This is a genomic window from Streptomyces sp. CNZ287 (assembly GCF_007827615.1).
This window is the reverse complement of sequence record NZ_VISV01000002.1, coordinates 227043-238728: the sequence shown is the minus strand read 5'-3', so window position 1 is coordinate 238728 and position 11686 is coordinate 227043. Positions and strand designations below refer to the sequence as shown.

General features: G+C 75.7%; 9 protein-coding genes. 8 read left to right on the top strand and 1 reads right to left on the bottom strand.

Annotated elements, in window-relative coordinates; translation table 11 throughout:
* Window positions 1-60: 60 nt before the first annotated feature.
* Window positions 61-1668 (top strand): FAD-binding oxidoreductase, encoded by a 1608-nt coding sequence (locus FB457_RS05270; RefSeq protein WP_186461927.1) that lies wholly within the window; start codon window positions 61-63, stop codon window positions 1666-1668.
* Between the two features lie 126 nt (window positions 1669-1794).
* Complete coding sequence (locus FB457_RS05265) at window positions 1795-2586, top strand: diacylglycerol/lipid kinase family protein (RefSeq protein ID WP_047014660.1); 792 nt, start codon at window positions 1795-1797, stop codon at window positions 2584-2586.
* A gap of 82 nt (window positions 2587-2668) precedes the next feature.
* Here FB457_RS05265 and FB457_RS05260 read toward each other — a convergent pair whose 3' ends face one another.
* Complete coding sequence (locus tag FB457_RS05260) at window positions 2669-3745, bottom strand: S1 family peptidase (RefSeq protein ID WP_047014661.1); 1077 nt, start codon at window positions 3743-3745, stop codon at window positions 2669-2671.
* 436 nt (window positions 3746-4181) lie between these two features.
* Between FB457_RS05260 and FB457_RS05255 the strand changes: the two genes are divergently transcribed.
* The 6 genes from FB457_RS05255 to FB457_RS05230 all read left to right on the top strand — a co-directional run bounded on the left by FB457_RS05255 (window position 4182) and on the right by FB457_RS05230 (window position 11529).
* The gene (locus FB457_RS05255; protein WP_078898132.1) at window positions 4182-5075 is read left to right on the top strand and encodes a universal stress protein; all 894 of its coding nucleotides are present in this window, start codon (window positions 4182-4184) and stop codon (window positions 5073-5075) included.
* Window positions 5076-5297: 222 nt separating this feature from the next.
* On the top strand, window positions 5298-6455 hold the full coding sequence (locus tag FB457_RS05250; protein WP_047014664.1) for a winged helix DNA-binding domain-containing protein: 1158 nt from the start codon (window positions 5298-5300) through the stop codon (window positions 6453-6455).
* A 322-nt stretch (window positions 6456-6777) separates the two neighbouring features.
* Entirely contained in the window at window positions 6778-7389 is a 612-nt protein-coding gene (locus FB457_RS05245) for a transglycosylase SLT domain-containing protein (protein WP_145780988.1), read from the top strand.
* 265 nt (window positions 7390-7654) lie between these two features.
* Window positions 7655-9403 carry a sensor histidine kinase gene (locus FB457_RS05240; protein WP_253911142.1) on the top strand — a complete coding sequence of 583 codons (1749 nt, stop codon included), beginning with the start codon at window positions 7655-7657 and terminating at the stop codon, window positions 9401-9403.
* A complete protein-coding gene (locus FB457_RS05235) occupies window positions 9400-10038 on the top strand; it encodes a LuxR C-terminal-related transcriptional regulator (protein ID WP_047014666.1) in 639 nt (212 codons plus the stop codon). The genes FB457_RS05240 and FB457_RS05235 overlap by 4 nt, the downstream gene beginning before the upstream one ends.
* A 402-nt stretch (window positions 10039-10440) precedes the next feature.
* Window positions 10441-11529, top strand: coding sequence for a mechanosensitive ion channel family protein (locus FB457_RS05230; RefSeq protein ID WP_047014667.1), 1089 nt, complete (start codon window positions 10441-10443; stop codon window positions 11527-11529).
* Window positions 11530-11686 lie beyond the last annotated feature (157 nt).

Sequence of the window (11686 nt, the reverse complement as noted above, 5' to 3'; positions counted from 1 at the left end):
GCGGTCGAGGAAACCCCTCCGGCCGGGGTGCCGGGCCCGTACGGGAGGTTCGCGTTGGACATGCTGTGGAACGGGTGGGGCGACCCCGGGCAGGCGGCACCGCTCCCCGACGGCGTCCGCGACCTGCTGCGCGACCTGCTGGGGGTACGGCCCGCGGACACCCCGCCGGTGGCCCTCGCGGGCCTCGACGTGCCGCCGCCGCGGCTCGGCGCGGACGTCCTCGACGCGCTCGCGGGCGCGGCGGGCGGCGCGGCGCACGTACGCACCGACGCGGCGGGCCGGGTGCGGCACACCCGCGGCAAGTCCACGCCCGACCTGCTGCGCATCCGCGCCGGGGAGGTCGCGGACGCGCCGGACGCGGTGGTGCTGCCCGGCGGCCACAACGAGGTGCTGGCGGTGCTCCGCACGTGCGCGGAGCGGCGGGTGGCGGTGGTGCCGTTCGGCGGCGGCACGTCGGTGACCGGCGGGCTCGCGCCGTACGCGAACGGGGGCGGCTTCTCCGGCGTCATCGCCCTCGACCTGCGCCGGCTGGACCGGCTGGCCGCGCTCGACGAGGTCGCGCGCACCGCGGAGCTGGACGCGGGCCTGCGCGCGCCGGAGGCCGAACGGCTGCTCGGCGAGCGGGGGTTCACCCTCGGGCACTTCCCGCAGTCCTTCGAGTGGGCGACCGTCGGCGGCTTCGCCGCGACCCGCGGCAGCGGCCAGGCGTCCGCGGGCTACGGGCGGTTCGACGAAATGGTGGTGGGTCTGACCGTGGCGACGCCGGAGGGCACGCTGCGGCTGGGCCGGGCGCCGCGCTCCGCGGCGGGGCCGGATCTGCGGCAGTTGGTGCTGGGTTCCGAGGGCGCGTTCGGGGTGATCACCTCGGTGACCGTACGGGTGCGGCCGCTGCCGCAGGTGCGGGCGTACGAGGGCTGGCGGTTCGGCTCCTTCGACGCGGGCGCGGCGGCGCTGCGTGCGCTGGCGCAGGACGGGCCGCTGCCGACGGTGCTGCGGCTGTCCGACGAGACCGAGACGATGGTGGGCCTGGCGCGCCCGGAGGACCTCGGCGCGCCGGACGGCTCCTCGCCGGGCGGCTGCCTGGTCGTCACCGGGTACGAGGGCGCGGCGGGCGAGACGGCGGACCGCCGCGCGGCGGCGCGGGTCGTGCTGCGGGCGGCGGGCGGGGAGTCGCTGGGCGCGGAGCCGGGCGAGTCCTGGGCCGCGGGCCGCTACCGGGCCCCGTACCTGCGCGACGCGCTGCTGGACGCCGGGGCGTTCGCGGAGACGCTGGAGACGGCGGCCTTCTGGCCGGCGCTGCCCCGGCTGTACGAGGCGGTGCGCGGTGCGCTCACGGAGACCCTGACGGCGGCGGGGACGCCGCCGCTGGTGATGTGCCACATCTCGCACGTGTACGAGACGGGTGCGTCGCTGTACTTCACGGTGGTCGGCGCCCGCGGCGGCGACCCGCTGGGCGCGTGGGAGCGCGCCAAGGGCGCGGCGAGCGACGCGATCCTGGAGTGCGGCGGCACGATCACGCACCACCACGGTGTGGGCACGGACCACCGCCCGTGGTACGCCCGGGAGATCGGCCCCCTGGCCGTGGCGGCCCTCCGGGCGGTCAAGTCGACGCTGGACCCGGCGGGCGTCCTCAACCCGGGCGTGCTGCTGCCGGGGGCGGACGAGTGAGCGGGCGGCGGCGCCCGCACGGCCCGTCCGGTACGGGACGGCCGTCCGGCCGGCGCGCGGGCCGCCCGCCCCCGGCTCGCCGGTGACCTCCTGACCGCTGTACGCACCACCGAACCGGAGGCCGCCATGCGCCGATTCACCGCCCTCGTCAATCCCGCCGCCGGCCGGGCCGCCGGGGCGGCCGCGCTCATTCCGCTGGCACGGGCCCTGCGGGGCGCGGGCGCGCAGGTCGAGGCGGAGTACAGCCGGGGGTTCGGGCACGCCGCCGAGCTGGCCGAACGCGCCGCCGGGGCGGGGCGCACCGTGCTCGCGGTCGGCGGCGACGGGATGGCCGGCACCGTGGCCGGGGCGCTCGCGGAGAGCGACGCGGTGTGCGGGCTGGTGCCCGGTGCGGTCGGGCGCAACGCGGTCGCGCGGGCGCTGGGGCTGCCGCGGGCGGCGGAGGAGCTGGCGGAGCTGCTGCTGCACGGCGAGCCGCGGCCGGTGGACGTGCTGCGGGTCGACGGCGAGACGCGGTCCTTCGCGCTCGGCGCGGTGTGGATCGGCGCGGGCGCGGCCCGTACGGCACCGGGCCGGGCGCTGGCGTCGCGGCGGTCGGCGCTCTTCCGGATCACCGTGGACGGCACGCCGTACGAGCTGCGCGGGCACACCGCCGTCCTCGCCAACGCCCCCTGCCACGGCGCCCCGGCCGCCCCGGGGTCGGGACCCGGCGTCCTGCTCGACGACGGCGCACTGGACGTCGCGGTCCTCGGCGGCGGCCCGGGGCGGCCGACGCGGACGCGCGGCGAGACGCTGCGCGGGCGGCGCGTGCGGGTCGAGGCGGACCGGCCGATGCCGTACGCCGCCGACGGCATCCCGGCGTCCGGAGTGCCGCTGACGGCGCAGGTGCTGCCGGGGGCGCTCCGGGTGCTGCGCTGACGGCCGGGCCCCCGGCACCGCGCGGCGCGCGGTGCCGGGGGCCCGGGTCGTACGTGCTGCGCCGGTGCGTGGAGCGCTCCGGTTACGGGATGGTGGCCCCGTACTCGTCGAGGGCCGCGACCACCGGCTCGAAGAACGTCTCGCCGCCGTTGGTGCAGTCGCCGCTGCCGCCCGAGGTCAGGCCGATCGCGTCGCTGCCCGCGAAGAGCGCGCCGCCGCTGTCGCCGGGCTCGGCGCAGACGTCGGTCTGGATCAGACCGTCGACCGTGCCCTCCGGGTAGGTCACCGACACGTCGAGCGCCACGACGCTGCCGTCGTGGAGCTGCGTGGTGCTGCCGCTGCGCTGCACGGTCTCGCCGACCGTGGCCTCACGCGCGCCGGTGATCTCCTGGGCGCTGCCGTCGTAGGTGTCGACCTCGCTCGGGTGCTCGACGTCCGCCGTGTACTTGACGAGCGCCCGGTCGTTGCCCGGGAAGGTCGCGGCCTCGGCCTCGCCGATGACGGGCCCGCCCGAGGACTCGGACCAGGAGCTGCCGCCGAGTTCGACGCAGTGACCCGCGGTCAGGAAGTAGGGCTCCCCGTCCTTGGTCACGTTGAAGCCGAGCGAGCAGCGGGAGCCGCCGGTGTAGATGGCGTCGCCGCCGGAGATGTACGGCTTGAACGTGCCCGCGGTGCGCTTGAGCACGGCCTTGCCGTCCTGCGCCGCGACCTCCTTCTTGAGCTGGGCCAGCTCCGCGCCCTTGACCGTGCTGTCGGCGGTGACGACGACCTGGTTGGTGACCGGGTCGAGCGCGCGCGACGTGCCGGCAATGGCGCCCTGCGTGAGGTCCGCCTTCGCGGCCTTGAGCTCCTTCGTGGTGTGGTCGACGGTACGCGCACGGGCGCCCGCCGCCTCGGCCTGCTCGGCTGCCTCGTCGTTCACGACGTTGACGACGAGTTCCTTCGCCTGGGCGTCGTAGTACGCCCCTGCTGCCCCGCCCTTGAGGTCCTGGACGAGGGTGCCGGCGAGTTCACCCGCGGCGGCCGACGACAGCGTGTCGGCGACGGGCTCGCTCGTGCTGGCGTTGGCGGTCGCGAGCGTCAGACTGCCGGCGATCAGCGCGGCGGCGCCGACGCCCGCGAGGGCGTACCGGCTCTTGGATATGGCTCGATACCTCAACGTGCTGCCTCCTATGGGGGGTTGGATCCACCCGCTGAGGGGCGGATCTTGGAGGATTTAGTTGGACATGCGCATGCCAAGCAGCGAACAGATTTATCACTGCCAGACAACTCGCCGAGTATGACCAACTCGTGAGTAGCACACAAGGCCACGCTCCTTGTGTGCCAGATCACTTGAGGCCGGGGCAACGGAACGCGTCCAAGAGCCCGGCCGTACGGGGCGCTTCGCGGGCACGCCTGCGGGCGCCGTGGACGGGCCCGGGCGCGGGCGGTGTTGCCCGGCGCACACGGGGCGCGCGGCCCGCGCCGTGCTCCCCCGCGGCCCCCGGAGCACCGGTGGCGACGGCGGCAGAGGGCGCCCGCGGGGCGCGCCCCGGACGTCAAGGGGAAGTGCGCCCCCTCGCCCGCGCCGGGCGCGATGTGCAAGCCTCGGAGGCATGAGAAAGCTGGTGGCAGGGGTGGACGGCTCGGACGCGAGCCTCGCGGCACTCGACTGGGCGGTGGCCGAGTCGGTCCGGCGCGGGGCGGAGCTGCGGATCGTGTACGCGCCGCTGTGGGAGCCGTACGAGCGCACGTGGCCGGAGTTCGCCGTCGCCCGGCCGCGCGGCCGGAGCGTGGCGGAGCACGTCCTCGTGACCGCGGCGGACCGCGCCCGCGAACAGGGCCGGGGCATCGAGGTGGAGACGGAGCTCCTCTCCGGCGATCCGGTGCCTGCGCTGCTGCGCGAGGCCGAGAAGGGCACGGTGCTGGTCGTCGGCGACCGGGGCCGCGGCGGTCACGACGCGCTGCCGCTGGGCTCGGTGGCGCTGACGGTGGCGGCGCGGGCGGCCTGCCCGGTGGTGGTGGTGCGGGGCGAAGAGGCTGCGCGGCGCGGCGAGTTCGGCCGGATCGTGCTCGGCACCGGGAACGACGGGGCGGAGCCGGCGGCCGTGGACTTCGCGTTCCGGGCGGCGCAGGCGCGCGGCTGCAGGGTGACGGCCGTGCACTCGTGGCGCTCGCCGGAGCGGGGTGTGGCGACGCACGCGCACACCCTGGGCGGGACACCCGACCCGCGGATGCGGGAGGCGGAGTGGGCGCTGGGCCGCGCGGTGCGCGCGGCGGTGGAGCGCCATCCGGACGTACCGCTGGAGCGGCAGTCGCCGGAGGGCCTGCCGCGCGACACCCTGCTGACGGCGGCGGCAGAGGCGGACCTGGTGGTCCTCGGCGCCCGTCGCACTCCGCTCGCGGACGCGACGGCGGGCGCGGGGGCGACGGGCATACAACTGGGCCCGGTCAGCCACGGGGTGCTGCACCTGGCCCCGTGCCCGGTGGCGGTGGTCCGGGAGGACTAGCTTGGTCTTAACCTGTGCGGCGTGCGCACAGGTTAAAGATCAAGCTAGAGGGACGGGAAGGACTGGGACGGCCGGCGGGCCCGGAAGAGGGGACAGAAGGGGACGCGGCCCAGCGTCCCGCCGCCTGGCGGCACCCGGCGCAGGCGGTCGGGGCACCCGCGCCGGGGCGGCTCCCGCGGTCGCGTACGGGCCGGTGTCAGACCCGCTCCGTAGGGTGGCGGCATGGTGATCACCACCGCGCAGCGCCGCGCCCGGCTCGCGCACCGCCACCTGCTCGTCGGCCCGGCCCGCGCCACGTCGCCCGAGGAGGTGGCGGAGGCGCTCGCGGGGCTGCACGCGACCGACTCGCCGACCGTCGCGCTGTCCGCGCGCGCCCGGCTGCGCGAGCCGTCGCTCGCCGCGCTGGACCGCGCGCTGTACGAGGAGGGGTCGCTGCAGCGCATGCACGCCATGCGGCGCACCTTGTGGGTGGTGCCCACGGAGCTGGTGCCCGTCTTCCGTTTCGCCGTCGGCGAGACCGTCGCCGCGCGCGAGCGCGCGCTGCTGGTGAAGCAGCTCGGCACCGCGGGGCCGCAGTACGACGAGGCGTGGCTGACCGCCGCGGAAGAGCGGGCGCTGGCCGCGCTGGCGGAGCTGGGCGAGGCGAGCGCGGCCGAGGTCACGGCGGCGGTGCCGGAGCTGGCCCTGAGGTACACCCTCTCTCCGGGGAAGCCGTACGAGTCACGCCCCCGGGCCGGCAGCGGGGTCATGCGGGTGCTGGGCATGGAAGGCCGGATCCGGCGCACCCGGCCGCTGGGCGGCTGGACGTCGGGGCAGTTCCGCTTCGCGGTGGCGCCGCCGGTGGCTCCGATGGACCCGGCGCGGGCGCGCGCCGAGCTGGTGCGGCGCTGGCTGGCGGCGTTCGGGCCGGGGACGCTCGCGGACGTCAGGTGGTGGACCGGGCTGCCGCTGCGCCAGGTCAGGGCCGCGCTGGCAGAGCTGGGGGCGGAGGAAGCGGCGCTCGACGCGGGCGTGGGATACGTCCTGCCGGGCGATCTCGGCGAGGATCCGGACCCCGGCCCGTGGGCGGCGCTGCTGCCCGGCCTCGACCCGGCCACGATGGGCTGGCGCGACCGCGACTGGTATACGGACCCGGCGCACCGGACGAGGCTCTTCGACAGCGCCGGGAACGCCGGGCCCACGGTCTGGTGGCGCGGCGAGATCATCGGCGCCTGGGCGCAGCGCCGGGACGGCGCCGTGGTGCACCGGCTGCTCGCCGACCGCGGCGCCGAGGCTCGCAGGGCCGTGGCGGCGGAGGCGGAGCGGCTGGAGGGCTGGCTCGCGGAGCAGCGGCTCGTGGTCAGCTTCCCGGCGCCGATGACCAAGGAGCTGACCGGCTGACGCCCCGCCCCGGGCACCCGTGGCAGGTTGCAGACCAAGAGACGGACATGTCCGTTTCAGCGGGTAGCGCCCGCTTTCATTTGTGACCTCCCCCACATGGGCTGCGTCACATACGAAGCGCGGTCGTACTCCGCCTCCCGGCACGGGGGCGCCCGGTGCCTCAGCGAGGGGGCATCCTTTCCGGCTTGTCGCACTACGGGCGGTAGTAACAGGGGTGCGTGACATTCCCGGTTTGTGTCCGTTAAAACTTCCCGAGTCGCCCGTTTTGCCGACTCCGGGCGGCTGTCCCCCCACGTAGGCACACGGAAAGAGACCCGCTCACATGTCTGCTCCCACCCTTCTGCGTCCCGCCGCCGCCCGCCGACGACTGCTGGCCGCAGGCGGCTGGGCCGCCGCGGCCGTAGCCCTCACCGGCGCGGTCGCGCCGCAGGCCGTCGCCGCCGCGCCGCAGAGCGCCGCCCCTGCCTCCGCCCACGCCTCCGCACCCTCCAAGCCCGCCGCATCCTCCAAGCCCTCCGCACCGGCCAAGCCCGCCGCCCCCTCCAAGCCCGCCGCGCCGGCCAAGCCCTCCGCGCCGTCCTCGTCGTCCTCGTCCCCCGTGCACGCGACGAAGGGCACGAACCTGGACGAGTGGATCAAGCAGGCCATGGACGTCATGGAGCGCCACGACATACCCGGCACATACGAGGGGATCCACCGCAACATCATCCGTGAGTCCAGCGGCGACCCTCAGGCGGTCAACAACTGGGACATCAACGCCGTCAACGGCGTCCCCTCACAGGGCCTGCTGCAGGTGATCCCGCCCACGTTCGACGCCTACCACGTGCCCGGCACCACCAAGAACATCGTCGACCCGGTCGCCAACATCGTCGCCGCGTGCAACTACGCCGCCGACCGTTACGGCTCGATCGACAACGTCTGGGGCGCCTACTGAGCCGGCCGCGCACCGTCCCCGCGGCGGCGGCCCGCCCCGCGCGCACCTGATCCCCGGGACCCCGCCGTCCGGCACTCTCTCTCCCCCGCCGGACGACGGGGTCCCGGCTTTCCGTCACCCCGTCACACCGACCGCCGGAATTCACCCTTCCGGTAGTCCCTACCGCCTTCCCCGGGGTCCCGCCCCAGGTCAGACGGCCCGCCAGGGTCGTCTCCCGGCCCGCTCGCGGCGACATGCACCCCTCCGGATGGCTTAGCGTTGGCCCGTGCACTCCCCGGAACCGACGCAGGTCATGCGCTGCTGGACGGTGGCCGCCGCGCTGGCCGCCGTCGTCTCCGGCGGCGTCGGCGCCTGGGCGTACGCCGGCACCGGCGCCTCCACCGCCGACCTCCTGCGCGACCTCGCCGTCGGCTGGGCCTACGCGGGCGCCGGCCTCGCCGCCTGGTGGCGGCGCCCGGCCAACGCCACCGGGCCGCTGATGACCGCGGTGGGCATCACTTGGTTCATCGGCAACCTCCAGGGCACCACGATCCCGGCGCTCTTCGCCCTCGGCGCCTGGTGGGAGGGCCTGAACGTGGCCGTCCTCGCCCACCTCGTCCTCGCCTACCCCGACGGCCGCACCGGCTCGCCCGCCACCCGCCGGATAGTGCTCCTCGGCTACGGCCTGGTGGCCACCGGCGGCCTGCTGCGCACCCTGGCCTTCGATCCGGCTGCCCACCCCGGCGGCTCCTACCTCGCCTGCCGCGACTGCGGCCCCAACCCGCTCTTCACCCCCGCGCTCAGCGACCTCTTCCCCACGTTCGACGCCGGCTTCCGCGCCATCGGCTGGGCCGTCTCGCTCGCCGTGGTGGTGGCGGTCGTACGCCGCTGGCGGCGCGCCTCCGCCGCCCGCCGCCGCGCGCTGCTGCCGGCCTGGCTCGCCGTCCTGGTCGCCACCTCCTTCCTGCTCTGGGACGTGCTCGTGGTGCTCGTGCCCGCGGGCGAGCCGGTCGAGGGCGCCGTGGGCGTGTTCTCGGACGTGGCGCAGACCGCCGTGCCACTCGCCTTCCTCGTCGGACTCCTCCGCATGCGCTTGCAGCGCGCGGAGGTCGGCGGCCTGGTGATGGAGGTCGGCGGCGACCCGGACCCCGGGCGGCTGCGCGAGGCGCTGGTGCCGGTGCTCGGCGACCCTGGGCTGCGGCTGGGCGTGTGGCGGCCCGCGGCCGGCGCCTACGTGGACGCCGCGGGTGATCCGGTCGAGGAGGCCGCGACGGGCAGCACCCGGATCGACGCGGCCGGCGGCGCCCCGCTGGCACTGCTGCGCCACGATCCGGCGGTCGCGCAGGACGAGGAGCTGCTGCGCTCGGCGGTCGCCGCGCTGCGGCTCGCGCTGGAGAACGTCTGGCTGCAGGCCGAGGCACGGGCGGCGGGCGCCCGCGTCGTCGAGGCCGCGGACAGCGAGCGCCGGCGGCTGGAGCGCGACCTGCACGACGGGGCGCAGGCCCGGCTGGTCTTCGCGCTGATGACGCTCCGCCGGGTGGAGAAGGGCCTGGCGGACCACCCCGACGAGGAGCTGCGCCGCTCGGTCGCGGAGGTGGAGCGGAGCCTGCGGCTGGCCGTCGAGGAGCTGCGCGGCCTCGCGCACGGCATCCACCCGGCGGTACTGACCCGCGAGGGGCTGGCGTCCGCGCTGCGGGAGCTGGCCGGGCGGGCGGAGCTGCCGGTGGTGGTGGCCGCGGAGGACCGGCGCTTCGCGCCGCACGTCGAGGCCACCGCGTACTTCACCGTCAGCGAGGCGCTGGCGAACTCCGCCAAGCACGCCCGCGCCCGGGCGGTCAGCGTCAGCGCCCGCCACCGTGACGGCCGGCTGGTCGTCGAGGCGGTGGACGACGGCATCGGCGGCGCCCGCCACGACCACCTCGGCGGCGGGCTGCGCGGTCTGGCCGACCGGGTCTCGGCGGTGGGCGGCGTCCTCACGGTGCACAGCCCGCCCGGCGGCGGTACGCGCGTGGTCGCGGAGCTGCCGTGCGAGTGATCGTCGCCGAGGACTCCGCGATCCTGCGCGAGGGCATCGTCCGGCTGCTGGGCGACGCGGGCGTCGCGGTCCCCGCGCAGTGCGGCGACGCCGACCCGCTGCTCGCCCTGGTCGAGCGGCACCGCCCGGACGCGGTGCTGCTCGACATCCGGATGCCGCCGACGCACACCGACGAGGGGCTGCGGGCCGCGGCCGCGATCCGCGCCCGGCATCCGGGCACGGGCGTGCTGCTGCTCTCGCAGTACGTCGAGACCGGCACGGTCGTACGGGCGCTCACCGAGGACCCGCGCGGCTTCGGATATCTGCTGAAGGAGCGGGTCGCCGACGCGGACGAGCTGGCCGGAGCGCTGCACCGGGTGGCGGCGGGCCAGAGCGTCGTGGACCCGCGGGTGGTCACGCACCTGATGCGGTCGCCGCGCGCGGCGGAGCCGCTGGCCGGGCTGACGGCGCGGGAGCGGGACGTACTGGCGCTGATGGCGGAGGGGCGCTCCAACGAGGCCATCGCGCGGGACCTGGTGATCGGCGGCAAGACCGTCGAGACGCACGTACGGAACATCTTCGCCAAGCTCGGCCTGGAGTCGGAGGACTCGGGACACCGACGGGTGCTGGCCGTGCTCAGGTATCTGCGCGGCTGAACGCTCCCGCCGGGGCAGGCCGCACCCCCCGCGGCGGCAGCCCCGGACCGGCGGCGCACGCGGCCGGCCGCGTCGGCGCGCCGCACCCGGCCGCGGTGCCGGCCGCCGCTCCGCGGCGATCCCCCACGCGCGCCCCCGTTCGTCCCCCGCGCATCCCCGCGTGCCCGCCGCGGAGCGGAGCCGGTGCCGACCACCGTAGCCGCGCGGTGCGGACCGCGCCTCAGGGCTGACCCTGAACTTCCGCCTCCGCAACGGCGCGGCCCACGCGCGCGAACGGGACCGGATCGTCCGGTTCCTACGGTCACGGCGCCAACTGCCCCGCCGCATACGGCAGGATGGCGAACGCGCCGGATCGCACAGACGTCCGGACGCCCCCGTCCCCGAACGAAGACAGGTATCAAGGTGAACCGAGCCCTCACTCTGCACGATCTGGTCGTCGCCGGCTCCGCGATACTCGGCGGCATCGGCGCCGGCCTGCTCCTGCGCGTGCTGCTGGGCTGGCTGGGCAAGGGCGCGACCCGGACGAGCTGGGCCGGCGACGACATCCTCGTCGGCGCGCTGCGCACGATGGCCCCCTGGGGCGCGCTGGCCGGCGGCGTCTCGATCGCCGCCGCCGCGCTGCCGCTGAAGCGCCCGGTCGAGCACACGGTGGAGCAGATCGTCGTCGCCGTGCTCATCCTGACGGTCACCGTGGCCGCGGCCCGGGTGGTCGCACAGCTCATGGGCGTCCGCTCACAGGGGGTGGGCTCGGCCACGATTCTGGTCAACATCACCCGCATCGCGGTGCTGGCGATCGGGCTGCTGATCCTGCTGGAGACCCTGGGCATCTCGATCGCCCCGCTGCTCACCGCGCTCGGCGTCGGCGGCCTCGCGGTGGCGCTGGCGCTGCAGGACACCCTCGCCAACCTCTTCGCCGGGGTGCACATCCTGGCCTCCAAGACGGTGCAGGTCGGCGACTACATCCGGCTCAGCAGCGGCGAGGAGGGCTACGTCACCGACATCAACTGGCGCAACACCGTGATCCGCACCCAGTCGGACAACCTCGTCGTCATCCCCAACGACCAGCTCGCCAGCACCATCATGACCAACTACCACCGCCCCGAGCAGGAGCTGTCCATCGTCGTACAGGCGGGCGTGGCGCTCTCCAGCGACCTCGACCTGGTCGAGCGGGTGACGGTGGAGGTGGCGCACGAGGTCATGGCGGCGGTCGAGGGCGGCGTGCCGGACCACGACCCGGTGGTCCGCTTCCACACCTTCGGCGACTCGCGCGCCGGCTTCTCCGTGGTGCTCCGCGCGCTCGAGTTCAGCGACCAGTTCCGGATCAAGCACGAGTTCATCAAGCGGCTGCAACTGCGCTACCGGGAAGAGGGCATCGAGATCGCCCACCCCGTACGCAACATCGTCCTGCAGCACCAGGACACCCCGGTGCTGCTGCTGCCGCGGCAGCGCAAGGAGTCCGACGTGCCCGTCGGCGGCCCGTCCGCGAGTTGACCCCGCGGCGCCCTCCCGCTCCCCTCCCGTACGGCCCCGCCAGGCGGGGCCGGACCGTCCGTGACCGCACCCTAGTTTGCTCTTTCCAAAGACAAAGTGATGCCAATCCTGGCCGTAGGCATTGGCGTTTCGTCTAAAGAGGTCTAATCTCCAACCG

Bases quoted from the DNA above. Each gene is read 5' to 3' on its own strand.
- FB457_RS05255 (WP_078898132.1), top strand. From the start codon at position 4,182: ATGAGAAAGCTGGTGGCAGGGGTGGACGGCTCGGACGCGAGCCTCGCG.
- FB457_RS05270 (WP_186461927.1), top strand. From the start codon at position 61: ATGCTGTGGAACGGGTGGGGCGACCCCGGGCAGGCGGCACCGCTCCCC.
- FB457_RS05250 (WP_047014664.1), top strand. From the start codon at position 5,298: ATGGTGATCACCACCGCGCAGCGCCGCGCCCGGCTCGCGCACCGCCAC.
- FB457_RS05245 (WP_145780988.1), top strand. From the start codon at position 6,778: ATGTCTGCTCCCACCCTTCTGCGTCCCGCCGCCGCCCGCCGACGACTG.
- FB457_RS05265 (WP_047014660.1), top strand. From the start codon at position 1,795: ATGCGCCGATTCACCGCCCTCGTCAATCCCGCCGCCGGCCGGGCCGCC.